24 protein-coding genes and 1 pseudogene are annotated in these 24,704 nt (G+C 61.4%); 14 read left to right on the top strand and 11 right to left on the bottom strand.

Annotated features, from left to right (window positions below):
- Nucleotides 1-12: 12 nt before the first annotated feature.
- Nucleotides 13-954 (bottom strand): LysR substrate-binding domain-containing protein, encoded by a 942-nt coding sequence (locus GSM73_RS10005; RefSeq protein ID WP_047229140.1) that lies wholly within the window; start codon nt 952-954, stop codon nt 13-15.
- Nucleotides 955-1,517: 563 nt separating this feature from the next.
- On the opposite strand from GSM73_RS10005, the gene GSM73_RS10000 reads away from it, so the two are divergent.
- The 5 genes from GSM73_RS10000 (at nt 1,518) to GSM73_RS09980 (ending at nt 6,660) form a co-directional block, all read left to right on the top strand.
- A complete protein-coding gene (locus GSM73_RS10000; protein WP_047229185.1) occupies nt 1,518-2,969 on the top strand; it encodes an ATP-binding protein in 1,452 nt (483 codons plus the stop codon).
- Nucleotides 2,966-3,616 carry a response regulator transcription factor gene (locus GSM73_RS09995; protein ID WP_047229141.1) on the top strand — a complete coding sequence of 217 codons (651 nt, stop codon included), beginning with the start codon at nt 2,966-2,968 and terminating at the stop codon, nt 3,614-3,616. The genes GSM73_RS10000 and GSM73_RS09995 overlap by 4 nt, the downstream gene beginning before the upstream one ends.
- Nucleotides 3,617-3,716: 100 nt before the next feature.
- Complete coding sequence (locus GSM73_RS09990; RefSeq protein ID WP_047229142.1) at nt 3,717-4,091, top strand: response regulator transcription factor; 375 nt, start codon at nt 3,717-3,719, stop codon at nt 4,089-4,091.
- Between the two features lie 244 nt (nt 4,092-4,335).
- Nucleotides 4,336-5,538 (top strand): NAD(P)/FAD-dependent oxidoreductase, encoded by a 1,203-nt coding sequence (locus GSM73_RS09985; RefSeq protein ID WP_047229143.1) that lies wholly within the window; start codon nt 4,336-4,338, stop codon nt 5,536-5,538.
- A gap of 210 nt (nt 5,539-5,748) precedes the next feature.
- Nucleotides 5,749-6,660 carry a LysR substrate-binding domain-containing protein gene (locus GSM73_RS09980; protein WP_107322443.1) on the top strand — a complete coding sequence of 304 codons (912 nt, stop codon included), beginning with the start codon at nt 5,749-5,751 and terminating at the stop codon, nt 6,658-6,660.
- Nucleotides 6,661-6,692: 32 nt separating this feature from the next.
- Here the strand turns inward: GSM73_RS09980 and GSM73_RS09975 are convergent, their stop codons facing one another.
- The 6 genes and pseudogenes from GSM73_RS09975 to GSM73_RS09955 form a co-directional block, all read right to left on the bottom strand.
- The gene (locus GSM73_RS09975) at nt 6,693-7,733 is read right to left on the bottom strand and encodes an ABC transporter substrate-binding protein (protein WP_160892351.1); all 1,041 of its coding nucleotides are present in this window, start codon (nt 7,731-7,733) and stop codon (nt 6,693-6,695) included.
- Nucleotides 7,734-7,783: 50 nt separating this feature from the next.
- Nucleotides 7,784-7,906 (bottom strand): annotated as a pseudogene (locus GSM73_RS27160) (hypothetical protein); the annotation flags it as partial.
- 102 nt (nt 7,907-8,008) lie between these two features.
- Entirely contained in the window at nt 8,009-9,178 is a 1,170-nt protein-coding gene (gene argE / locus GSM73_RS09970; protein WP_076384553.1) for an acetylornithine deacetylase, read from the bottom strand.
- Nucleotides 9,171-9,845: a DUF1028 domain-containing protein gene (locus GSM73_RS09965; RefSeq protein WP_047229147.1), complete on the bottom strand. Its 675-nt coding sequence runs from the start codon at nt 9,843-9,845 to the stop codon at nt 9,171-9,173. The genes argE and GSM73_RS09965 overlap by 8 nt, the downstream gene beginning before the upstream one ends.
- Before the next feature lie 12 nt (nt 9,846-9,857).
- The gene (locus GSM73_RS09960) at nt 9,858-10,268 is read right to left on the bottom strand and encodes a RidA family protein (RefSeq protein ID WP_003201555.1); all 411 of its coding nucleotides are present in this window, start codon (nt 10,266-10,268) and stop codon (nt 9,858-9,860) included.
- Nucleotides 10,268-11,608: an NAD(P)/FAD-dependent oxidoreductase gene (locus GSM73_RS09955; RefSeq protein ID WP_107322439.1), complete on the bottom strand. Its 1,341-nt coding sequence runs from the start codon at nt 11,606-11,608 to the stop codon at nt 10,268-10,270. The genes GSM73_RS09960 and GSM73_RS09955 overlap by 1 nt, the downstream gene beginning before the upstream one ends.
- Nucleotides 11,609-12,037: 429 nt before the next feature.
- Between GSM73_RS09955 and GSM73_RS09950 the strand changes: the two genes are divergently transcribed.
- From GSM73_RS09950 to GSM73_RS09925, 6 genes are read left to right on the top strand one after another with little or no spacing between them, the layout of a single operon-like run.
- A complete protein-coding gene (locus tag GSM73_RS09950) occupies nt 12,038-12,460 on the top strand; it encodes a nuclear transport factor 2 family protein (protein WP_160892349.1) in 423 nt (140 codons plus the stop codon).
- Entirely contained in the window at nt 12,457-13,212 is a 756-nt protein-coding gene (locus GSM73_RS09945; RefSeq protein ID WP_047229150.1) for an SDR family oxidoreductase, read from the top strand. Before GSM73_RS09950 ends, GSM73_RS09945 begins: the two co-directional genes overlap by 4 nt.
- A gap of 3 nt (nt 13,213-13,215) precedes the next feature.
- On the top strand, nt 13,216-14,463 hold the full coding sequence (locus GSM73_RS09940; RefSeq protein ID WP_160892347.1) for an NAD(P)/FAD-dependent oxidoreductase: 1,248 nt from the start codon (nt 13,216-13,218) through the stop codon (nt 14,461-14,463).
- The gene (locus tag GSM73_RS09935) at nt 14,460-15,275 is read left to right on the top strand and encodes a DUF1365 domain-containing protein (protein ID WP_160892345.1); all 816 of its coding nucleotides are present in this window, start codon (nt 14,460-14,462) and stop codon (nt 15,273-15,275) included. Before GSM73_RS09940 ends, GSM73_RS09935 begins: the two co-directional genes overlap by 4 nt.
- Entirely contained in the window at nt 15,247-16,515 is a 1,269-nt protein-coding gene (locus tag GSM73_RS09930; protein WP_139050018.1) for a cyclopropane-fatty-acyl-phospholipid synthase family protein, read from the top strand. The genes GSM73_RS09935 and GSM73_RS09930 overlap by 29 nt, the downstream gene beginning before the upstream one ends.
- The gene (locus GSM73_RS09925) at nt 16,515-17,003 is read left to right on the top strand and encodes a DUF2878 domain-containing protein (protein ID WP_160892343.1); all 489 of its coding nucleotides are present in this window, start codon (nt 16,515-16,517) and stop codon (nt 17,001-17,003) included. The genes GSM73_RS09930 and GSM73_RS09925 overlap by 1 nt, the downstream gene beginning before the upstream one ends.
- Nucleotides 17,004-17,031: 28 nt before the next feature.
- Here the strand turns inward: GSM73_RS09925 and GSM73_RS09920 are convergent, their stop codons facing one another.
- From GSM73_RS09920 to GSM73_RS09910, 3 genes are read right to left on the bottom strand one after another with little or no spacing between them, the layout of a single operon-like run.
- On the bottom strand, nt 17,032-17,337 hold the full coding sequence (locus GSM73_RS09920) for a DUF6482 family protein (protein WP_047229154.1): 306 nt from the start codon (nt 17,335-17,337) through the stop codon (nt 17,032-17,034).
- Complete coding sequence (locus tag GSM73_RS09915) at nt 17,334-17,873, bottom strand: DUF3833 domain-containing protein (protein ID WP_047229155.1); 540 nt, start codon at nt 17,871-17,873, stop codon at nt 17,334-17,336. The genes GSM73_RS09920 and GSM73_RS09915 overlap by 4 nt, the downstream gene beginning before the upstream one ends.
- Complete coding sequence (locus GSM73_RS09910; protein ID WP_047229156.1) at nt 17,870-18,436, bottom strand: chalcone isomerase family protein; 567 nt, start codon at nt 18,434-18,436, stop codon at nt 17,870-17,872. The genes GSM73_RS09915 and GSM73_RS09910 overlap by 4 nt, the downstream gene beginning before the upstream one ends.
- A gap of 221 nt (nt 18,437-18,657) precedes the next feature.
- On the opposite strand from GSM73_RS09910, the gene GSM73_RS09905 reads away from it, so the two are divergent.
- The 3 genes from GSM73_RS09905 (at nt 18,658) to GSM73_RS09895 (ending at nt 24,312) form a co-directional block, all read left to right on the top strand.
- Nucleotides 18,658-20,226 (top strand): sensor domain-containing diguanylate cyclase, encoded by a 1,569-nt coding sequence (locus GSM73_RS09905; RefSeq protein WP_139050017.1) that lies wholly within the window; start codon nt 18,658-18,660, stop codon nt 20,224-20,226.
- A gap of 117 nt (nt 20,227-20,343) precedes the next feature.
- A complete protein-coding gene (locus tag GSM73_RS09900; RefSeq protein WP_139050016.1) occupies nt 20,344-22,344 on the top strand; it encodes a U32 family peptidase in 2,001 nt (666 codons plus the stop codon).
- Nucleotides 22,345-22,572: 228 nt separating this feature from the next.
- A complete protein-coding gene (locus tag GSM73_RS09895) occupies nt 22,573-24,312 on the top strand; it encodes a dipeptidase (protein ID WP_139050015.1) in 1,740 nt (579 codons plus the stop codon).
- 128 nt (nt 24,313-24,440) lie between these two features.
- On the opposite strand, the gene GSM73_RS09890 is transcribed toward GSM73_RS09895, so the two are convergent.
- Nucleotides 24,441-24,668 carry a DUF3079 domain-containing protein gene (locus GSM73_RS09890; RefSeq protein ID WP_047229159.1) on the bottom strand — a complete coding sequence of 76 codons (228 nt, stop codon included), beginning with the start codon at nt 24,666-24,668 and terminating at the stop codon, nt 24,441-24,443.
- Nucleotides 24,669-24,704 lie beyond the last annotated feature (36 nt).

Here is a 24,704-nt window from a genome sequence, read left to right as displayed (position 1 = left end):
GCTACTGGCCTGTCAGGCCACTTTCCAGGATCGCGCCTGCGAGTCGCCCTGCTCAGCCAGGAGTGCGCTGCAACGGGAGCGCAGCCAACGCTCCCCCGGATCATTGTGCGAAGCACCGCGCCAGACCATGGAAAGCTCGTGCTGGGGCAAACAGATCGGGGCCGCTTGAGCCCGCATACCAGCCACCACGGCCATCGCCAGGGCAACGTAATCCGGCACGATAGCAATCATGTCGCTCCCGGCCAACAGCATGGGCAAGGCGCTGAACTGCGGCACGGTCAACACCACCCGGCGCTGTCGGCCCATCAGGCATAACGCCCGGTCCGAATCATCGATGACATTGCCCATGGACGACACGATGGCATGGGGCCGACGGCAGAATTCATCCAGGGTCAGTTCGCCGGGCTGCGAATCGGCGCGCAGCAGCATCGGTCGAATCGGCCGCAGCGTCTTGCGCCGGGCATTGGCCGGCAGCTCCAGGGTCGGGCTGATGCCCAGGGATATCTCGCCGCTGGCCAACAGCTGGGACACCTGCCATTGATCGGCCCGGCGCACCACCAAGGTGGTGCCCGGTGCCTCGATCCGCAGGCGCCGCAACAACTCCGGCAGCAGTGCGTACTCGACGTCATCGCAAAGGCCGATATGGAAGGTCGCCTCGCTGGTGGCTGGCTCGAACGCCTGGCAGCGGCTCAAGGCTGCGGCGATGCCGTCCAGCGCCGGTGACAGATTGGAGAAGATTTCCCGCGCCCGGGAGGTCGGCTCCATCAACCGCCCCGAACGGATGAACAAGGGATCATCGAACATCAACCGCAGGCGTGCCAGGGCACTGCTGATCGTTGGCTGGCCGAGGAACAGCTTTTCGCTGACGCGGGTCACGTTTCGCTCGTGCATCATGGTTTCGAAGACCACCAGCAAATTGATGTCAGCACGACGCAGGTCATTTCTGTTCATCATCGTCGTCGCCCCAGGCGCCAGGCCATTGAGTCAGGAGTGGACAAGATCATCGCCTGCGCCCTCCATCAAGGCCTACGGCGACGAGGTGTTGAAAGCGTAATCCCCGAGGCAAGCCAGTGTCTGTTGTACGTGGGGACACTCCACCCACCCTTTGGGCGGCTTCATCGATACTTCGGTATATACCAAGCCCTGTGGCAAACACTGCCTTTGTGGCGAGGGGATTTATCCCCGTTGGGGCTGCGCAGCAGCCCTAAAGCAGTGAACTCAATCTTCCTGGCACACCGAGTTGCCTGGTTTGGGGGCCGCTGCGCAGCCCAGCGGGGATAAATCTCCTCGCCACAAATAAAGTATTGGCACGGCCTGGCGGAATTTCAGGGTTTTATGTCCTACCTCAGCCCAAGCGGCGCTTCTAAGATACGAACCGATGCTCTGTCCCCCGACATCCCAGAGCGAGACCACGTAAACACAAAAGGTCTGCCAGCGTGCCCCTACCCTCCGCGATGCTCAAGAACGTCTATGACAGCCTGCGATACGCCCCATGCCAGAAGGGGCCGCGACTGTCGATGGGAATCAGTACCCATCCGCTGGTCAACGCCCTCGGCTGGCTGGTAGGCCTGGTGGTGGCTTGCGGGATTGTCATCATCAACTCCGAGACCCATTCCGACCTTGCGCCGACCTTGCTGTACATCACCTTGTTATTGATGGCGGCCAACCTGTTCTCCATCAATCTGGTGATCACCGTCGCGCTGATGTGCATGGGCTTGCTCACCGCGATGTTCTTGTACAACGGCGGCTATCACCGCTGGGAATCGACCACCGGTTTCTTTCGCTGCCTGACCGCATTGTCCGCCATTGCGTTCCTGGCGCTGCGCAGCAAGCAGGCTTCCGACAGCCTGCGGCACAACGAGGCTTACCTGATCGGCGCCCAGCGCCTGAGCCAGACCGGCAGCGTGGGCTTTCGCGGCGATCGCCAAGCGTTGACCTGGTCGCAGGAGTCGGCACGGATTTTCGAGTACTCGCCCAGCAAGACACCGACGGTGTCGATGATGCTGGCGCGCACTCACCCTGAAGACCTGGAGTTGGCACGCGGGGTTTTCCAACAGGCCGCCGCTGGTGAACCGCAGATCGAGGTCAAGCTGCGCCTGCTGATGCCTGATGGGCGCATCAAGCACATCCACATGATCGCCAGCCCCCTGCTCGTCCAGCATGGCCGTTTCCAGTACTTGGGCGCGCTCATGGACGTCACTGCCAGCAAGCAGGCCGAAGACGCATTGTTCCGCGCCCAGAGCCAATTGGCCCACGTCACGCGCTTGACCTCCCTGGGGGAAATGGCCGCGTCCATCGCCCACGAGGTCAATCAGCCACTGACGGCCATCACCAGCAGTGGCGAGGCCTGCCGCCGCTGGCTCAAACGTCCGGAGCCCGATCTCGGGGAAGCCCTGGATTGCCTCGACCGAATCGTCGCCAACGGCTGTCGCGCCAGCGAGGTCATCAGCGGTATCAGAGCGCTGTCGCGCAAATGCGACCCGGTGCGCCAGCCCGAGCCGCTGGACGACATCGTCCGCGAGACCCTGAACCTGGTCCAGCAGCAACTGGCTCATCATAAAGTCCGGGCGAAGGTGGAGCTGGCAGCGACCGACAGCCAGGTCAGCGCAGACCGGGTGCAACTGCAGCAAGTGATCATCAACCTGATCATCAATGCCTGTCACGCCATGGACGCAGTCAAGGTACACGAACGAACCCTGCACATACGCACCTGGATGGAGGATAACGAAGTGCTGCTGGAGGTGACTGACCACGGAACCGGCATTGCCCCCGAGGTCCTGCCGTCCTTGTTCAATGCGTTTTTTACCACCAAGGAAAACGGTCTGGGCATGGGCCTTTCCATCTGCCGGTCCATCATCGACTTCCATGACGGCAGGATCTGGGCGACCAGCGAGGCCGGCCAAGGCACCTCATTCAGGTTCGCGCTGCCGCGGCTCACTTGCACCGCTGTGTCGGGGAGCGGGCAATGAACGCCATGCAGCCCACGAAACCGGTCCTCGGCAACGAGCCCATCGTTTATATCGTTGACGACGACGCACCGCTGCGCGAAGCCCTCGGCAGCCTCCTGCGCTCCATCGGCCTGCAGGTGCATCTGTTCGATTCGGTCGCACAGTTCATGAACCATTCCAGGCCCGACCTGCCCAGTTGCCTGGTTCTGGATGTACGGCTGCAAGGCACCAGCGGCCTGGAGTGCCAACGGGCGCTGGTCGCGGCCAACGTCCATCTGCCCATCGTGTTCATGACCGGCCACGGTGACATCGCCATGACCGTGCGGGCGATGAAGGCCGGTGCCGTGGATTTCCTCGCCAAGCCGTTTCGCGAACAAGACCTGATCGACGCCGTGACCGCCGCCCATCAACAGGACTGCCGGCGGCGCGACGCCGAACGCAGCCATCAGCAAGTGCTTGACCGTTACACCACATTGACCCCGCGCGAGCAACAGGTCATGGCGCTGGCGGCGTCAGGCCTGATGAACAAGCAGATCGCCGGGGAACTGGGCTTGAGCGAAATCACGGTCAAGATTCACCGCGGCCAAGCCATGCGCAAAATGTGCGCAGGCTCGTTTGCCGATCTGGTCCGCATGGCCCAGGTGCTGGAATGGCGCGGCGAGCAGTAGAAAGTTCATACACACGTATACTTGGCGGGACTATTGGACGGCGTATCTTGCAGTGATACAGGCGCCTTTATGGCTACCTGATATCACCCCAGGTATCGACATGTCCAATACCGCAACTATTTCAATTGTTGATGATGACGAGTCAGTTCGAATTGCACTGGATGGCTTGTTACGTTCCCACGGATATCGGGTTACAACATACGCGGGCGCCTTGGACTTTTTATCTTCTTGTGAACTTGAAAACACAGCGTGCCTGATATCGGATATTCAAATGCCTGGCATGACCGGTATTCAGATGTACGATCGACTGTCGACCCTGGGCATTCATATCCCGATCATTTTCATTAGCGGATACCCTGGCGTGCCACCCCGCGTCAGCGCCGGGGCGCCCGAGCCGGTGGCGTTTTTCCCGAAGCCCTTCGACTGCGCTCAATTGATCGCCTGCATCGAATCGATAGTTGGCCGGCCTTCCTGATGCCGCGCCATCGTCGCGACCTCATACCTTTGTATAGATCCCCCCTACCCAGGCATAGGCCGGATGACCTTATGTAGAAGTGTTAAACACAGGCCCTGCCAATAAGCTTCCCTACAGCGAACTGAAATTGAATGTGCTCGATGGCAACTCATTGCAGCCAGGCGCTTTTGGAGTAGTTCGCGACACGGTCACGCTGAAACAGTTAAACAATTCAACGTATCGATTTTGTCTTCGGGAGCTCATCATGAAACAACATATTCTGGTTGTTGGCGCAGGTTTCGGCGGGGTCTGGAGTGCATTGAGCGCCGCCCGGCTGCTGGACCAACACGATCGTAATGACGTGCAGATCAGCGTCCTGGCCCCCCAGGCTGAGCTGCGCATCCGTCCTCGTTTCTATGAGCCGGACGTCCACACCATGGCCGCCCCACTGGGTGGCCTGTTCGACGCGGTGGGCGTGAAATTCGTACAAGGTTCGGCGAGCCGTATCGATGTCGACAACAAACAGGTTGGCTACGTGGATGTGTTCGGCACCGAGGGCAGCCTGGGCTACGACCGCCTGGTGCTCGCGGCGGGCAGCCAACTGGTCCGCCCAGACCTTGAAGGCATGATCGAGCATGCCTTCGACGTTGATGAAATCGAACAGGCAACCCGCCTCGAAGCCCATATCAAGTCCCTGAAAAATCTTCCGGACAGCCCGGCCCGCAACACCGTGGTGGTGGCCGGCGGAGGCTTTACCGGGATCGAAACCGCCACCGAAATGCCGGCACGCCTGCGCGCGGTCCTGGGTGAAGACGCTAACATCCGGGTCATCGTGGTGGATCGCGGGTCGCAGATCGGCGCAGCGTTGGGCGACGGCATTCGTCCGTCCATTGTCCAAGCGTCCGAGCATCTGGGTATCGAGTGGATCGTCAACGACTCGGTCGAATCGGTGGATGCCGGTGGCGTCACCCTGTCGAGCGGCCAGCGTATCGAGTCCCATACTGTGATCTGGACCGTGGGGTTCCGCGCCAATCCGTTGACCCAACAGATACCCGGCATTCGCGATCGCCAGGGTCGCCTGCACGTCGATGCCAACCTGAAAGTCCTGGGCCAGACCGACATATTTGCCACCGGCGACGTGGCCTATGCCGCCACCGATACCCTGGGTAACTACGCGGCCATGTCCTGCCAGCACGCCATCGCCCTGGGCCGCTATGCCGGCAACAACGTCGCGGCCGACTTGTTGGGCGTCGCGCCGATGGCCTACAGCCAACCCAAGTACGTGACCTGTCTGGACCTGGGTGCCTGGGGCGCGGTGTATACCGAGGGTTGGGATCGCCAGCTCAAGTTGGTCGGGCAGGAAGCCAAGGAGCTCAAGACCCAGATCAACACCGTGTGGATCTATCCGCCCGCGGCTGATCGCGCGACCGCCCTGGCCGCCGCCGACCCGTTGATCCCGGTGGCCTGAGTCCGTTTCCGACCCCGGCCAGTCCCTCCTTTCTGCGCCGGTCTTTCCCAGACGCCTGCCGATGATGCTTGGGCAGGCGTTTTTTTCAGGCGCTCGTCCCCAAGCCAGCCTGAATATTGTCACTGCCCAGTAAAATCCGTCGCAATGCCCGCCCACTGCCCTCTGTGCACAAGGTAAGGTAGGCAAAAATCATCCGGATCGAGGTGTGCCGTGGCGTCCTATTCCTTGCGTCAGCTGAAGTACTTCGTCACCACCGTCGAATGTGGCAGCGTCGCCGAAGCCTCCCGCAAGCTGTACATCGCCCAGCCCTCGATTGCGACCGCCGTCAAAGGGCTGGAAGACAGTTTCGGCGTGCAGTTGCTCATCCGTCACCACGCCCAGGGTGTGTCGCTAACCCCCAGCGGCGCTCGCTTCTATCGCAAAGCCCAGGAACTGCTGCGCATGGCGCGAGAGTTCGAGCAGAACGCGCTGGCCGACAACGACGTGGTCAGCGGTCAGATCGACATTGGCTGTTTCGAGACTGTCGCGCCCCTGTACTTGCCACGATTGATCGCCGGTTTTCGCCAGCGTTACCCCGGCGTGGAGATCCGTCTACAGGACGGCGAGCAACAGGAACTGGTGCAAGGTTTGACGGGGGGCCGTTTTGATCTGGCGATTTTTTATGAGCACGACCTCGACGGCACCATCGAGACCGAGGCGCTGATGGCGCCGCAACGACCTTACGCGCTGCTGCCGGCGGAGCACCGCTTTGCCAGCCAGGCTCAGGTGTCCCTGCGCGATCTGGCGCTGGAGCCGATGATTCTGTTGGACGTGCAACCCAGCCGGACCTATTTTGTGAGCATATTCGAGGAGTTGGGCCTGACACCGAACATTGTTTTCAGCTCACCCTCGATCGAAATGGTGCGCGGCATGGTCGGGCAATCGTTCGGTTTTGCGCTGCTGGTAACCCGGCCACATTCCACCTGCACCTACGATGGGCAGCAAGTGGTGTGCGTCAACATCGCCGAGGACGTCACCGGTTCGGCCCTGGTGGCAGGATGGCTCAAGCGCGCGCACTTGACCAAACCTGCGCAGTTGTTCGTGGATTACTGCAAAGAGCAGTTCAAACAATGGCTGGCCTGAGCCAGCCATTGAAGGCGTATGGAACGTTGTGACTAGCGAGCGGCCCAGGCGTTGAAGCGCTGCTCCAGTTCCTCACCATGGTCAACCCAGAACTCGGCATCCACGGCCCGGGCTTCGGCCAGGTTGGCCTCGGCGGTAGGCAACTGCTCCTGGACTGTTCCAGGCAACAACGCCAGCGCCTTGCGATGCACCGGCCCATAAGGGATGTTTTCCGAGAACACCTTCTGCGCCTGCGGCTGGCTGGCAAAGGCAATGAATTGCTCGGCCAGGACCTTGTTCGGCGTGCCCTTGACCACCGCCCAGTACTCCGGGTCATACAGGCTTTGCGGCCAGACGATACTCAGCTTCATGCCTTCCTTTTGCGCCGAAGCGATACGACCGTTGTAGGCAGCGCTCATCGCCACGTCCCCCGCCACTAGCCACTGTGCCGGTTGCGCACCGGCCTCCCACCACTGGATGTTCGGCTTGATCTGATCCAGCTTGGCGAACGCCCGCGACACGCCTTCGGGGGTGTTGAGCACCTTGTACAACTCCTGCGCCTCGACCCCGTCGGCCAGCAAGGCAATTTCCAGGGTGTACTTGGCCCCCTTGCGCAACCCGCGCTTGCCCGGGTATTCGGTGACGTTCCAGAAATCCGCCCAGGACTTGGGGGCCTTGGCCAACTTGCTCTGGTCATAGGCCAGGACCATCGACCAGACATACGTGGCCACGCCACATTCGGTGAGTGTTCCCGGCACAAAATTCGCCGGATCACCCAAGGCGCTCAAATCGAGCCTTTCGAACAGGCCCTCCTCACAACCGCGCAACAGCTCGGGGCTTTCGACTTCGACCACATCCCAACTGGTGTGGCCGGCCGCGACCATGGCCTTGATCTTCGATAACTCGCCATTGTATTCGCCGGCGACAATGCTTCCTGCACCGCTGGCGTTGAAGGGTTGGAAGTAGGCCTTGTCCTGGGCCTGCTTGGTGGCGCCACCAAAGGAGATCACGGTGAGGCTCTGTGGCGCGGCCAGAACGCTGCTACTCAGCAGCACCAGGGCACACGCGATATTGCAACGCAAGGATCTGGACATGAAGCGGTTCCTCGAAAGGCCGGCTCGCCCGCACGAGCCGGCGACGGGACTCAGAGGCGACCGTAAGCGCGGGCGGTGCGATCTACAGCAATACGGGTCTTGTCGACCAGTTCGTTGATGTCGGCATGGCTGGCTACCAGCGCCGGGGCCATGATCATCCGGCCCAGAGTGCCGGCCTCACGAGGCAGACCGTCAATCAGGGCGTTATCCTTCAGGCGCAGTTGCGCGGCCCGGGTTTTCCAAACATTGAAATCGTTCACCGCAAATTCCTTGTCTCAGAAGTCGTTGGGTTCGCTGAGATGGCTCGCCAGGCGATCCATCAATCGGTCGCAGGCCGCCATCTGTTCAACGCTCACGTATTCATCGGCTTTGTGCCCCTGATCCATGCTGCCGGGGCCGCAGACCACCGCCGGGATTCCGGCCTGATCAAACAGGCCGCCTTCGGTGCCGAATGCCACGGTGCTGAAGGCATCACTGCCGCACAGCTCGGCCACCAGACGCGCAGCGGCGCTGTCAGGTCGGGTTGCCAGGCCCGGGTAGGCGGACAGTGGTTCAAACCGGATCGCGGTGTCGCCCTGCACGGCCCGCATCGCCGGCAGCAACGCCTGCTCGGCGTAATCGCGCAATTGCTCGACGACGACTTCTGGGGCGAAATCCGGCAAGGCGCGCACTTCGAAATCGAAGCGGCAATCGGCCGGGACGATGTTCAACGCGGTACCGCCCTGGATCACGCCCACCTGCACCGTGGAGTACGCCGGATCGAAGCGCGCATCGTGCTGTGAAGGTTCGGCCAGATTCGCGCCGATCTCCCCCAACCGACCGATCAGGCGCACTGCCTGCTCGATGGCGTTCACCCCGTAGGGCGCATAGGCCGAATGACAGGCCGCCCCTTTGACATGGCAACGCATCGCCAACTTGCCCTTGTGGCCCAACACCGGTTGGAGTTGGGTGGGCTCGCCGATCAGGCACAACGCAGGCTGGGGAATGCGTTGCGCCAGCACTTGCAGCAGACTGCGCACGCCCAGGCAACCGACCTCTTCGTCATAGGAGAACGCCAGATGCACGGGCCGGCGAAGCGGGCTGGCGAGGAACATCGGCACCGCCGCCAGCACTGAAGCCAAATAGCCTTTCATGTCGGCGGTGCCCCGGCCGTACAGCTTGCCGCCGACCTCGCTCAGGCAAAACGGATCGACCGTCCAGTGCTGTCCGTCCACCGGCACTACATCGGTATGACCGGACAGCACGACCCCACCGGGCACCGCTGGGCCGATGCTCGCCAGCAGGTTGGCCTTGGTCCGCTCGGGGTTGTAGATCAGTTCGCAACTCACGCCCAGATCGTGGAGGTAGCCACGCACGAACTCGATCAGCGCCAGGTTCGACTCGCGACTGACCGTGGCAAAGCCGACGAGGCTGGCGAGCAGTGCGCGGCTGCGCAGCTCACTCATCACCCGGCACTCCGTAGCTGGGGGCCAGGGTCGGATCGAGGGCGCGGGTCAGGTAGTCCTGCAGTTGCGGTTGATAGGCCAGCCACAGTTTTTCCAGCTCACCAATGGGGTTTTCCTCGGCCCAGTCGACACGCAAATCGACGATCGGCCAGGTGAGTTCATCCACCACCGACAGCGCCGCAGAATGCACCGCTCCGGCTTCACCACCTGCGCTCTGCCCGGCCTGCAACGCACTCAGCAGGCGCGCGGCAAGGCAACCTTCGCTGTGTTCGAATGCGGCAACCATGGCGTCGATCACGTCCACACTGGCCAGCAGATTGCCGGCCGCCACGCATTGCTCACCGGCCAGCGCGCGATGGGTGCCCAAGGCGTGGCTGCCGCTGAAAATCGCCGTGCGCCCGTGGGCATCCACCACCGCCACCTGGCGGTACTGGCTGTAGCCATTGCGCGCCAGGGCGCGGTCGACAGCCTCTTGGGCGGCCAGGCCGCCGGCCAGTTCGTCGAGGATCTGCGGCCCCAGGGCCGGCAGCGTGATGTTCTGGCTCGACACCGCGCCGACACCAGCCCGCAACCAGGGGCAACGGGCGCCGACGGCAATGCTCGAGGAACTGATGGCGATGCCCAACTGGCCCGTCTCGACGCAGCGCCCGACAATGGAAAAAGTCATGCTCCACTCTCCTTATTCGGGGATCACTGCGATCACGTCGATTTCCATCAGCCATTGCGGCTGGCCGAGGGCGCTGACCACCAGCCCGGTGGAAATCGGGAACACCCCTTTGAGCCATTTGCCCACCTCCTGGTACACCGGCTCGCGATAGCGCGGGTCGATCAGGTAAGTGGTGGTCTTGACGATGTGGCTCAGGTCGCTGCCGGCCTCTTCCAGCAATTGCTTGACGTTGCGCATGGCCTGTTCAGCCTGGGCACGCGGATCGCCCAGACCTACCAACTGGCCGTTGAAATCAGTGCCAACCTGACCGCGCACGTAGACGGTATTGCCGGCGCGCACGGCCTGGCACAAGTCGTTGTCCAGCGTCTGGTTGGGATAGGTGTCTTTGGTGTTGAACATGCGGATGCGAGTGTGGGTAGGCATCAACGGACTCCCATGAGGCTGGTTTTCGAACTGTTCGAATCGCTATCGAGCGCCGGGGCTTGAACGTCGTCGTTCTGGCGCTGCGAAGCGTCTCGATAGTTGAGATAGGTATGCTGTTTCACGATGTGGTCAGCGATATGCCGGGCGTCGTGCCACACGCCCCAGATGAACGCCGACCCGCGCCGTGACAGCCAGGGCAGACCCACGAAATACACACCCGGTTCGCTGGAAACACCCCGCTGGTGCCGTGGCTTGCCGTTGGCGTCCAGCGCGTCGACCTTCAGCCAGCTGTAATCCACCGAGTAGCCGGTGGCCCAGATCACGGTGGTCACCCCAGCGTTCACCAGATCCAGTTCCAGGATCGGATGGGTCAGGCAGTGCGGGTCAGGCAACAGCCGGCGGGCTTCTGGCTCCGGCGGCAGGTCCAGGCCGTTGCGGGCAATGTAGGCATCGGCGGCATCCAGCAGCGCCAGGTAGTTTTCATCGCCACGGGCAATGTTTTCGGCAAGGTTGGGTTCAAACGTCACGACGCTACCGTTGAACGACTTCGTCAGGCCCACCAGGGTGATGCCCTCATGGGCCAGCCTGCGAAAGTCCACTGTATAGCCGCCGCGGGCACCGCTCACGGCGATGGTCACATGCTCCCTGCCCGGCTGGACGGCCTCCGCATCCCACTCGCCGAGCACACCCAGCCACCAGCAGAAATCCCGGTTGCGATAGGCCCGTGGCGGGCGATCATGGGCGCCCACCGAGAGGTAGACCTGCTTGCCAGCGCGCTGTAACTCATCGGCGATCTGTACCCCCGACGAGCCCGCCCCGACCACCAGCACAGCGCCCTCGGCCAGCTGCCGGGGATTGCGGTATTGGGCAGAGTGCATCTGGGTGACTTGCGCCATATCCGCGGCGATAGGTGGAATCACCGGCCGTTGAAAGGGCCCGGTGGCGACCACCACGTGGATGGCCTCGATCGGGCCCTCGCTGGTTTCAATGCTGAAGCCTGGGCGGCCGACATTACGCTGTACCTCCCTGACTTCCACACCGGTGCGGATCGGTGCGTTGATTGTATTGGCATAGGTTTGGAAGTAATCGGCCACTTGATCCTTGGTGGCGAAGGCATCAGGGTCGAGCCCCTGGAATTGCAGCCCCGGAAAGCGGTCATGCCAGGCCGGGCCGTTAGCCACCAGCGAATCCCAACGCGCGGTGCGCCAGGCCTCGGCAATGCGGTTGCGCTCCACCACAAGATGAGGCACTCCCTGGCGGCTCAAATGTTCACTCATGGCCACGCCGGCCTGGCCGGCGCCTATAACAAGCGTATCTATCTGTAGGGTCTCAACGGGCATGTCTGTGCACTTCCGGCAGTGGGATGGTTCAGGCCGGCATGACGCCGCCTCGGGTTTGGATTTTTTGTAGTTCTGCGTTTGCGACGATCGACAAGAGGTGTCGAAGCGATTCTGTCGGCAGGCGGGAATTTGCGAAACGAGGGTTTTTATTGTTGCAGGCAAGGAAAAAACTGCTGTATCGCCTACGCCCTGGACGATGCGTCTTTGCGCCAGGCCTGCGAAGCGATTCGTGGTTTCTGCAACGCACTTGACTGACATTCAGCCGTTGCACTGAACCAGCCGAGCCCGATCATGACCGGGCTCGTTCAGCAGCAAAGTTATACAAATTTACAAATACCTATACAAAACACTTTAAAACGTACAAGTCGTGCAGTAGGCTTCGAAAACTTGTACAGGAATAACTATCTGTACAATAATTCGGAGCCTGACATGTCTGCCTACCTCCAGCGTTTTGCCCGCGCCTTCGCCGAGCTGGACGCCAGTCACCTGGCCGAGCTCGATACCCTCTACAGCGCTGACATTAAGTTCCAGGACCCATTGCATCGGATCGAAGGCCTGCCTGCCCTGCGCAACTACTTCGCGCAGATGTATGCCAACGTCGATCAGGTGCGCTACGACTTTCATGGCTTTGATGAGGTCGGCTCCGGCGAGGGCTATCTACGCTGGACGCTGCATTACAGCCACCCACGTCTGGCCGGAGGCGCACTCATCTCCCTGCAAGGCTGCAGTTATTTGCGCTGGAACGAACGGGTCTACCTGCACCAGGACTTCTTCGACGCCGGTGCCCTGCTCTACGAGCACCTTCCACTGTTTGGCTCGGTGATCGGCTGGCTGAAGCGGAGGCTGGCATGAGTCGCATCTGGTTGACCGGCGCCAGTAGCGGTATCGGTGCAGCATTGGCCTCGCAGCTTCTTGAGCAAGGACACCGTCTGGCGCTGAGTGCGCGCCAGGTCGCACCCCTTCAAGCGTTAGCGACTCGCTATGAGGATCAGGTCCTGGTGCTGCCGGGAGACCTGACCGATCCAGCGCAAGTGGCCGATATCTGCCGGACCATCGACGCTCGATGGGGGGCGCTGGACCTGGTGATTCTCAATGCCGGAACCTGCGAATACCTGGAGCCTGGGCACTTCGACACGCGACTGGTCGAACGGGTATTGACCACCAACCTGCTGGGCACCAGCCACTGCCTGGAAGCCGCCCTGCCCTTGCTGCGCAGAGGCCAACGCCCGCATTTGGTGGGGGTGTGCAGCGCAGTGACCTGGCTGGCTTTGCCGCGTGCCGGCGCGTATGGCGCGTCCAAGGCGGCGCTGCGTTATTTGTTTGAGTCGTTGCGCATCGATCTGGCCGCCGAGGGTATCGATGTCACCTTGGTAAGCCCCGGTTTCGTCGACACCCCGCTGACCCGCCGCAATGACTTTCCGATGCCCATGCGCTGGTCGGCCCAGCGCGCAGCGCGGCATATCACCCAGCGCCTGCCCGCGCGACCGCTGGACATCGCTTTTCCATGGTTTTTCACCTTCGTCCTGCGTTCGCTCGGACGCTTGCCCGCCCGTTGGCGCCTGGCCCTTGGCCGGCGTCTGGCACGCTCTTCCCAGGAGTCTTGAAACATGCGCATCGCAATCATCGGCAGCGGCATATCGGGGCTGACATGCGCGTACCTGCTGGCTCGCCAGCACCAGATCACCCTGTTCGAAGCCGACGAGCGGATCGGCGGCCACACCCACACCGTGGACGTGGAATGGCAAGGCCAGCGTTATGGCGTAGATACCGGTTTCATTGTCTACAACGACTGGACCTATCCGAACTTCATCCGCTTGCTGGACCAGTTGGGCGTGACTTCCCGTGCCACTGAAATGAGCTTTTCGGTGCATGACCCGGCCACTGGCCAAGAGTACAAGGGGCATACCCTGCGCAGCCTTTTCGCCCGACGACGCAACCTGCTGTCGCCGAGCTTCTGGGGCATGTTGCAGGACATCCTCAGATTCAACCGGCAGGCCACGGCCGACTTGAAGGCGCAGCGCATCGACAGCACCACCCGGCTGGGCGATTACCTGCATGTCCACAATTATGGACAACGGTTCATCGACCACTACATCGTGCCCATGGGCTCGGCGATCTGGTCGATGTCGCCTGCCGGAATGCTGGAGTTTCCGCTGCAGTTCTTCGTGCGCTTCTGCCATAACCACGGCCTGCTATCGGTCAACCGACGCCCACAATGGCGAGTGATCGAGGGCGGCTCGCGGGGTTATATCGACCCGTTATGCGCGCACTTTCGCCAGCATATCCGGCTCAACTGCCCGGTGCAGCGCGTGAGCCGCGACGCGATAGGCGTGAACATACTCAGCGCGGCGGGACTTGAGCGTTTCGACAAAGTGGTGTTTGCCTGCCACAGCGACCAGGCCCTGGCGCTGCTTGAAACGCCAAGCAAAGCAGAGCGTGAGGTGCTCGGTGCCCTGGCCTACGCCAGCAACGAAGTACTGCTGCATACCGACACCGGTGTCTTGCCGCAGCGCCGCCAGGCCTGGGCGAGTTGGAATTACCGACTGGGTGGTTCGGTGCGAGCGCCTGCTGCGCTGACCTACAACATGAACATCCTCCAGGGTCTGGACGCCCCGGTGACCTTCTGCGTGAGCCTCAATCAGAGTGACGTGGTGGATCCGGCCAAGGTCCTGGCTCGCTTCGAGTATGCGCATCCGCAATACAGCCTCGCCGGCGTCGCCGCCCAGGCTCGCCAGGGTGATCTGCAAGGGCGTCAGCACAGTTATTTCTGCGGCGCCTATTGGGCCAATGGTTTCCACGAAGACGGTGTGGTCAGTGGGCTGGATGTGGCCGGGCATTTTGGAGAATACCTTTGAATAGCAGCCTGTGCCGCGGCTGGATCGACCATCGCCGCTATTCACCCCGCGCCCATGGATTCCGATACCCCATCGGCATGCTTTATCTGGACCTCGCCGAACAAAGCCAGGTGCTGGGCCTGTCCCGCCTGCTGCGAGGGTGGCCCTTGGCACCGCTGTGCTGGCGCGAGCGCGATTACCTGCCCGCTCGCACACGTCTGGGCGTCCCCTTGCTCGACGCGGTGCGCGAATTGCTTGCCCAGGCCCTGGGCACCGCGCCCCAAGGCGCAATCCAGCTGCTGACCCAACCGCGCAGTTGGGGGCTGTCTTTCAATCCGGTGAGTTTCTATTTCTGCCACGAAACCGATGGGCGTCTGGCGGCCATTCTCTGTGAGGTCCGCAACACCCCATGGCGCGAGCGCTATCACTATGTGTTGCCGGTAAGCCCCGGTGAACCCCATGCGTTCCGGGTGGCCAAGGCGTTCCATGTATCACCGTTCCTGCCTCGGGACATGGACTACCGCATGCGCTTTCTGATCGCGGACTCACATATCCGGGTGCATATGGAGAACTGGCGCGATGGCAGCAAGGTGTTCGAGGCCGACCTTGCGCTCAAGCGCCAACCTCTCGATGCCGCGGCTGTGCGTCGTCACTTCCTGGCCTTCCCGTGGATGAGCCTGCGCACCTTGAGCGCCATTTACTGGCAGGCCCTGCGCCTGCTCTTCAAACGCACGCCCCTGCACGACCATCAGGCCAGCCAAAACGGCCTGAGCGTCGGCGAAACCGCCCACAAGGACCCCGACCATGCCCGAACCCACCCTGAGCGTTACTAAGGCCGGCAGCTTTCGCCTGTTCAACGGCGGCGTCTTCAAGCAAGTCGTTCTCGGCCAATTACGACACCTGCGCCAAGGCCACTTGCGCCTGCTGCTCGATGGGGAATCGCTAAACTTCGGCGATCCGGCCAGTGCTCTGCAGGCCGAAGTCGAAATTCTTGACGACGCCGTCTGGGGCATGCTCGCCAGTAACGGTTCGATCGGCGCCGGTGAGGCCTATATCCAGGGGTACTGGCGCAGCAACGACCTGACGGCGGTGACCCGCGTGTTCGTCGCCAACCTGGACGTGCTCGATGCGATGGACAGTGGTCTGGCTCGCCTCGGCCGCCCGGTGCTGCGTTGGCTGCACTGGCTCAACCGTAACAGCCGGCGCGGCTCTCGGCGCAACATCATTGCCCATTACGACTTGGGCAATGACTTGTTCGAGCGTTTGCTCGATCCCACCATGATGTACTCGGCCGCCATGTTCGAAAGCCCCGAACAAAGCCTGGAAGAAGCCCAGCTCAACAAGCTCGAACGCATCTGTCGCAAGCTCGACCTGCGCCCCGGCGACCACCTACTGGAAATCGGCACCGGCTGGGGCAGCCTGGCGATTTATGCTGCCAGCCAATATGGCTGCAAGGTGACCACCACAACGTTGTCGCACGAGCAGTACGCCCATACCTGCCGGCGCGTTGAGGCACTGGGTCTGCAGCAGCGCATTGAGGTGCTGTGCAAGGACTATCGCGATCTGGAGGGGCGCTACGACAAGCTGGTCTCGATCGAAATGATCGAAGCTGTCGGTCATCGCTATTTACCCGAATACTTCCGACGCTGCTGCGCTCTGCTCAAGGATGACGGCCTGATGTTGCTGCAAGCCATCACCATTCGCGACCAGCGTTATGAGCAGGCACGCCGCTCGGTGGACTTCATCCAGCGGCATATTTTTCCCGGCGGCGCGCTGCCATCGTTGTCCGTTCTGCTAAACACCGCCAGCCGTCAAACACCGCTCAACCTGCTGCACCTGGAAGACTTCGGCGCGCACTACGCCCGCACGCTGAAGCACTGGCACGAGAACTTCCGGCAATCACGCCAAGCGCTGCTGGAGCTGGGTTACGACGAAACCTTCCAACGCCTGTGGGAGTTCTACCTGTGTTACTGCGAAGGCGGATTCCAGGAGCGTGCCATCGGCGTCGCGCAACTGCTCTTTGCCGCTCCCGGGGCGCGTCAGCTCTCTTTGCTGGAGCGGCGGGAGGCTTGATGAGTCGCGCGGGCCTGATCGTCAACGCACTCTGGGTCCAGTTGGGCTGGTGGGGTTGTGTACTGGGCGCACAGAATGCCTGGTGGCTCCTGGCTGTGGCGGCAGGATTGCTGGCTCACCTGAGCTTCTGTCCACAGCCCCGGGCCGAGTTGCGTGCAGTGATGCGCGTGGGGCTGTGCGGCATGGTGCTGGACTGGAGCCTGGGTGTGCTGGGTCTGTTCGGATTCGCTCAGACCGCCCTGCCCCTCTGGCTTGCGCTGCTCTGGCTGGTGTTTGCCACAAGCTTGCGGCACAGCCTGGCCTGGGCCATACAGCCTGTTTGGCGCGGTGCGTTGGTGGGCATGGTCGGCGGTCCGCTGGCCTATTGCGCAGGCGCTCCACTGGCCGGCGTTGCGCTGCCGCTTGGCATCGTGGGAACCGCTCTGGTGTTGGCGCCCCTGTGGGCACTCTGGCTGCCGTTGGCGTTGCGCCTGGCTGATCCCCACTGAGGTCAGAACCCGCGCCAGGCGAACATTATTACCAAGGTTCATCCAGAAAAAGTGGCACACGCAAAGGCTCTATCGGCCCCTCGCGCTGGCCACACATTTCGTCGTGAACGACATGCTGTACCAACATGCAGGGTAACCGCGGCGCGTCACGCAGCAACTCACGCAAATGGGTGGTGGATCGCAAATGCAATGTTCGTCCGGAGTCGTCGAGCAACGTACGAAACCCGCGGTCCAGTCGCGCACGCAACACGTAGATACCGCCCTCCAGCGACCATAACTCCAGCTCGTGTACCCGGCCTTCGATGGCCAGCTCGATCAGGGTTTGCAGGTTCATGGCGCGCCCCCGCCCTGACGACGGAAAAACAGCGTGACCTGGCCCAACTCGACGCCAAACTTGCTCATGCTCGAGCGGTTGATCATCGTGTCTTCGTCCATCAAGTACATCCAGTCGTCAAAAGTCACTTCGTAAGTCGATCCGTCTACTGGCAGGTTCAATCGATAGCGCCAGCGCAGCGCGTTGCCGGCCACCTCTCCCCGCGCCTCGCCGATCACATCGTCGGCGCGACCGCGCCAGAGCCCCGGGCCATCGGGGGTCAGCGTCCATACGCGCCGTTGTCGGCTGCCATCACTGTAGAGAAAGCGCTCATCGAGAATCAGCTGTTCACCTTCACGGTGACTCAATATCTCAACCTCGAAACGCTTGATGACCTCGCCGGAACGTTTTTGATAGATGCCCCAGGCCTTGATTGGCTGACTGAAGAAGCGCACCAGATCCAGCTGCGGTTGCTGGTCGGCATAACGATCGACATTCACGTTCCCGCAACTGGTCAAACTCATCATTAAAAGCAGTCCAACCATTAGCCGAGTCATGGTGTTTGCCCCCCTACGCGCGCGTTATTGAGCCCCAGCAGCTGTTGCCGCAACTCCGGATGCCGGGTGCGGGGATCGAGCCAGATGGCGAAGAAACTTCGAGCGAACGATGAGTCGGCGACTTCATGGGTCAAGCGCCCGTCGACATAAAAGCGGCAACCCTTGCCGGGCAGGTAAAGCCCGGTGATTTGACTGCCTGGCCTGACGTCGACGAAGGACCGCCGCATGTCATCGCTCCAGCTGTCGAGCTGTACTGGGTCCAGGGATTTACCCGCGATTCGGCGCATCTCCTCGATGCTCGCTTGCACCAAGGTTTGCTTGCTGATCGTGCGGCGGTAATTCAGCTCAAGTGCCAGCGGCGTTTCCAGGCTGGGTTGCAAGGTCGCACTCCATAACCTGGCCTGGTAGAGATCGAACCCGTACCAGGAATAATCGGCTTGCCCCACCAGACGGGCGTCAGGCAGTACCGTGCGCCAGTCGCACAGAGCTTGGCTGGCGTAAAGCACCAAAACGCAGGCCATGAACCGGCTCAGGCTTTTCTTGAACGCAAACGACCTTGCCATTGAAAAAACATCACTGGATTGCCGAAGGTCGCTCAATAGTTGTACATGAAGTATGGTTTGTACAGCTTTTTTGAGTGGATTTGCGAGTTATGGCCTTTTATATCCACCCGTGCTTTGGCGATCTGTGCCTGCCTCGAATCCTTCAGCTAACGTCCTGTTATCGGATAAGGTAGCCTGCGCCCTAATAATGCGCAGTCGCGCTGCTGTAGAAGGAAATGTTAATGCTCGGACGTGAACGGCCGCAGCTAAAGAAAGAAAGTGCTGACGAATCCTTTCCCCCTCAGGTAGCGCGGGCCGGAGCTGCCCTGCGGCTCACCATCACTTTCATGCTGGTGGTGGTGATGGTGTTCCTGGCCGTTGAAGGCTGGAGAACATGGCGTGACTATCGCTCTGCCTTTGCCTCGGCCCGCGATTCGGTGACAAACCTGGCGCGAGCGACGGCCCAGCACGCCGAAGACACCATCCGGCAAGTGGACGTGGTGACCGCAGCACTCAGCGAGCGAGTGGAAGGCGATGGCCTGCAGAACATCGACATCCCGCGCATCCATAAACTGCTGGTGCAACAGTCGGCCATCATGCCGCAGTTGCACGGTTTGTTTATCTACGGCCCCGACGGGCAGTGGATAGTGACAGACAAGCAAACAACGCCAGACTCGGCGAACAATGCCGACCGCGACTACTTCCAGTATCACCGCACCCACGAGGACCGAAGCGTGCGGATCGGCGAAGTGATCAGGAGCCGATCCACCAATGACCTGATCATCCCCATCTCCCGCCGCTTGAACAATCCTGACGGCTCGTTCGCCGGTGTGTTGCTGGGAACGGTCAAGGTCAGCTATTTCGTGGACTACTACGGCGACTTCAAGATCGACGACAAGGGAGCCCTGGTCCTGGCCCTGCGAGATGGCACGATTCTGGTCCGGCGGCCCTTCGTCGCCTCGGTGGTCGGCAAGAGCCTGGTCAATAGCGTGATCTTCCGTGACCACTTGCCCAACTCCAATCAGGGCGTCGCCGAGGCCAGGGCCGTCGTCGACGGCACTGAACGCATTTATGGCTACCGAGCCTTGACCACTTATCCGCTGGTGGTCGAGGCCGGATTGTCTCGCGAATCGATCATCACCCCCTGGCGTCACGATCTGCTCAAGACCGGCTTCGTACTGATATTCCTGATCGTGATACTCGTCGGCTTTGGGCTGATCGTGTTGAGCCAGTTGCGCTACAGAATGACCATGGAGAAACAGATTCGCAGCGCCCACCAAACCATGCGGGACATGGCACTGACCGACAGCCTGACCGGTTTGGGCAACCGCAGACGGCTGGACATTGCATTGGCCGATGAGATTCGCCGGGCCAGGCGTCAGCACGCCTCCTTGGCCTTGATCATGCTTGATGTCGATTACTTCAAACGCTACAACGACAAATACGGCCATGCTGCCGGGGACGACTGTCTGCGCGCGATCGCGGGGGCGATCCAGCAAGCGATCAAACGGCCCGGCGACCTGGCGGTGCGCTACGGGGGTGAAGAATTCACCATTTTGCTGCCCGACACCCACAGCGCGGGGGCCGCCACGATCGCACAAGAGATTCTGGAGTCCATCAGGGCGCTGAACATCGAACACGGCGACCATCCCTTGGGCCTGGTCACCGCCAGCGCGGGCATCACCACCTGCCGGCCAAGCACCGAGGACGTGACCCCGGCCATGCTGATCAAGGCCGCTGATGCGTTCTTGTATCTGGCAAAAAACACCGGGAGAAACCGCTGGTGCAGCCCTGATGCTTCGCCGGGATGACCCACGGGGCGAAGCCGCATATCGGTCATATCGCGCAAATCCAAGTCCACAGGTGCCGGCCGGGCGCCTGGCGGCTACAATGCGCGCTTCGACCGTGATCAGCCTGACTAAAAACAAATGTCCTTGCCCAAACATCATCTGGAATTGCTCAGCCCCGCCCGCGACGTGACCATCGCCCGCGAGGCCATCCTGCATGGCGCTGACGCCGTGTACATCGGTGGCCCGAGTTTCGGCGCGCGTCACAACGCCTGTAACGAGGTGAGTGATATCGCCCGGTTGGTGGAGTTCGCCCATCGCTACCACGCCCGGGTGTTCACCACGATCAACACCATCCTGCATGACAACGAACTGGAGCCGGCCCGCCAGTTGATCCACCAGTTGTACGATGCGGGTGTCGATGCCTTGATCGTCCAGGATCTAGGGGTGATGGAACTGGACATCCCGCCGATCGAACTGCACGCCAGCACCCAGACCGACATCCGTACCCTGGCACGGGCAAAGTTCCTTGATCAGGCCGGTTTCTCCCAACTGGTACTGGCGCGGGAGTTGAACCTGCAGGAAATCCGCGCCATCGCCGACGAAACCGACGCGGCCATCGAGTTCTTTATCCACGGCGCGCTGTGCGTGGCGTTTTCCGGCCAATGCAATATCTCCCACGCCCAGAACGGCCGCAGCGCCAACCGTGGTGATTGCTCCCAGGCCTGTCGCCTGCCCTACACCCTCAAGGATGATCAGGGCCGGGTGGTTGCCTATGAGAAGCACCTGCTGTCGATGAAGGACAACAACCAGAGCGCCAACATCCGCGCCCTGGTCGAAGCCGGTGTGCGTTCGTTCAAGATCGAAGGACGCTACAAGGACATGGGCTATGTGAAGAACATCACCGCCTACTACCGCCAGCGCCTGGACGATGTCCTCGAAGACCGTTCGGACCTGGCCCGCGCCTCCAGCGGTCGCACCGCGCACTTCTTCCTGCCCGACCCGGAGAAGACGTTCCACCGCGGCAGCACCGACTACTTCGTCAGCGAGCGCAAGATCGACATCGGCGCCTTCGATTCCCCGACCTTTACCGGCGTGCCGGTGGGCGTGGTGGAAAAAGTCGGCAAGCGCGACCTGCAAGTCGTGACCTTTGATCCGCTGTCCAACGGCGATGGCCTCAACGTGCTGGTCAAGCGTGAAGTGGTGGGTTTTCGCGCCAACATCGCCGAGCCCAAGGGCGAATTCGAGGAAGACGGCCAGAAGCGTTACCGCTACCGCGTCGAGCCCAACGAAATGCCGGCAGGGTTGCACACATTACGCCCCAACCACCCGCTGAGTCGTAACCTGGACCACAACTGGCAGCAAGCGCTGCTCAAGACCTCCGCCGAGCGCCGGGTGGGCGTTGCCTGGGTCGCACGCCTGCGTGAAGAGCGCCTGGAGCTGACTGCTACCAGCGAGGAAGGCGTCAGCGCCAGCGTCAGCCTGGACGGGCCATTCGGCCTGGCGAACAAGCCGGAGCAGGCGCTGGAGCAACTGCACGACCTGCTCGGCCAACTGGGCACCACCGAGTACCACGCCACCGCCATCGAGCTGGATGCGCCCCAGGCGTATTTCATTCCCAACTCGCAGCTCAAGGCAGTGCGCCGCGAAGTCATCGAAGCCCTGACCACCGCCCGTGTCGAGGCCCATCCCCGAGGGGGGCGCAAGGCCGAGACCAATCCTCCGCCGGTGTACCCGGAGTCGCACCTGTCGTTCCTGGCCAACGTCTACAACCAGAAGGCCCGGGATTTTTATCATCGCCACGGTGTGAAACTGATCGATGCGGCGTTCGAAGCCCACGAAGAAACCGGTGAAGTGCCGGTGATGATCACCAAGCACTGTCTGCGTTTCTCGTTCAACCTCTGTCCCAAGCAGGCCAAGGGCGTCACCGGCGTGCGCACCAAGGTTGCGCCGATGCAGTTGATCCATGGTGACGAGGTGCTGACGCTGAAGTTCGACTGCAAACCCTGCGAGATGCATGTGGTCGGCAAGATCAAGGGGCACATCCTCGACCTGCCGCTGCCGGGCAGCAGCGCGGAGCCCATCGTCGGTCACATCAGCCCGGAAGACCTGCTCAAGACGATCCCTCGCGCGCCGCATTAAGCTATCGCGAGCAGGCTCGCTCCCACAGGGATTGCAAAGTGGACACAAGATCGTGTGACCACCCCTAATCCCTTGTGGGAGCGAGCCTGCTCGCGATAGCAATGGATCGGCATGCATTAATGTTGATTACAAAACTCCCGGCAGGTCCTTCTCGGTGCTAGGTTGTAAGTGAGTGTTCCATCAATCAGTCACTTCTTTCCCACCGTCTGCAAAGGAATGCCTCTACCAATGAACTTATCCCTCAAGCACCTGGCCGTGAGCACCTTGCTGCTGTCCAGCCTGGCGTCGATCACCCCACCCGCCTTGGCCAACATCACTGCGCAACAGAGTTCGTCCCTCGTCAAAACCCTCGCTGACACCTCCGTCACCGACTTCAGGCAGTTCCTGGGAAATGTGGCCAGGAGTGAGTTGGCCGAAACCGCCAAGCTCGGCCCGGCCATCAGCACGTTCCTCGACAACAAACCCCTTACGGCTGAGCAGCAGAACGAAATTCATCGTCTGCTCGGCCTCTATGCACGGGTGAAATACGGCAACGCCGCTACCGAAACCCTGCGCGAACTGGTGGCGATCCCGACCTTTCGCAAGGACGGTGTTGCCCAGCACGAGAACCCCGAGTTCCTCAAGATCGCGGACAAGATCAAGCGCCTTGCCCTAGCCTTCAACCTGGACTTTCGCAACATCGACAACCGCGTCTACGAGATTTCACTGCATGGCAGTGGCGACGAAGTCGTGGGCATTCACGCCCATGCCGACGTCGTGCCGGTGACCCCGGAAAACTGGGTATTGAAAGACGGCACTCGTCTGGATCCGTTCAAGGTCACCCTGGTGGGCGACCGCATGTACGGGCGGGGCACCGAAGATGATAAGAACGGCATTGTCGTGGCGCTGTACGCCATGAAGATCATCAAGGAAGAAAACCTGCCGCTGGCGAGGAATTTCAAACTGCTGGTAGACACCACCGAGGAAACCACCGGCGACGCCATCCCCTATTACTTCGAGCGCAACCCAACCCCCAACTACAACCTGGCGCTGGATGGCGGCTACCCGGTGGTGATTGCCGAAAAAGGCTATGGCACCGTCATGGCCAACTTCGCCCGGCGTGCGGCCCAGGGCAAAGGCGCTGAGATCACGGCGATGACCGGTGGCCTGGCCACCAATCAGATTCCGTCCACATCGGTCGCTACCTTCGTGGGCGATCAGCCTGCTGAACTGGCCGCGACGCTGCAAAAAGCCGCTTCCGCGTATGCCAAGGGCAATGGCGGCGACTTCCAGGTGACCACCGCGGTCGTCGGTAAGGACGTCAAACTGACCTTCACAGGCGTCTCCGCCCATTCCTCAGAACCAGAGTCCGGGGTCAACCCGGTGGCGAGGATGCTGGACTTCATCAACAGCCTCGAGGGCAAGGTTGCGCTCAAGCACAACCACATCACCGATGCCGCCCGCTATGCCGCCGACAACTGGGGCCTGGACTACCTGGGAAGCAAACTGGGGATTGGCTTTTCCGACGCCTTCATGGGGCCGCTGACCGCTTCCCTGACGTATGTCGGCATGGATGACAAAGCCTTCAAGCTGGCCGTCAATCTGCGCGTGCCGGTGGGCAAGCCGACGGAAGCGATCAAGGCTGAAATCACCGACAAACTGGCCGCCTGGAGCAAGAAGACGGAGGTCGCCGTGGCGTTCGATTATTCAATCGATGAGCCGATGTATCGCAACCCGGACGGTGAATGGGTCAAGGCACTGTTGGCCGTGGCCAGCGAAAACCTCGGCATGGAGCACAAGTACGGCACCTCCGCTGGCGCCACCTCGGTTCATGACTTGCCCAACGGCGTGCAGTTCGGCCTGGCCATGCCCGACGTCAAGTACACCGGGCATAACGACAACGAGTTCAAGACGGTCGAGCAGTTTCTTCTGGACCTGCAGATCGTGACCGAGATGATGGGGCGGATCGGGCAGTTGCCGAAGTTGTGATCCACTGTCCGGGAAAATGGGCGTTAATGTGGCGAGGGGATTTATCCCCGCTCGGTTGCGCAGCGACCGCAAATCTTAAGGCCGCTGCGCAGCCCAGCGGGGATAAATCCCCTCGCCACAGGTTCACTTCATTCCTTCGGGTGAGTGGTGCTTGGATCGATGACCTTGGCGCTAATGTCCACCAACTCCACCCCCCAATCACCATGCAGGTACCAATCCTCCCCGATCATTTCGGCCGGGTGCATGGTTCGATCCGCACCGTTGCCACACGCCAGGGCACTGGCCGGGCAATAACGGTCGCAGCCCCAGCAAATGCGCTCGGGATGTTTCGGACTGATTGGAAAAGGCTTTGCCATGACGCCCCCGTATAGCCGATGGGTGTGCCTGTACCC

This window comes from Pseudomonas sp. PICF6 (assembly GCF_009831705.1).
Classification (GTDB): domain Bacteria; phylum Pseudomonadota; class Gammaproteobacteria; order Pseudomonadales; family Pseudomonadaceae; genus Aquipseudomonas; species Aquipseudomonas rhizophila.
Note: the sequence above shows the minus strand (reverse complement) of the source record. Positions and strands in the feature narration are given on the sequence as shown.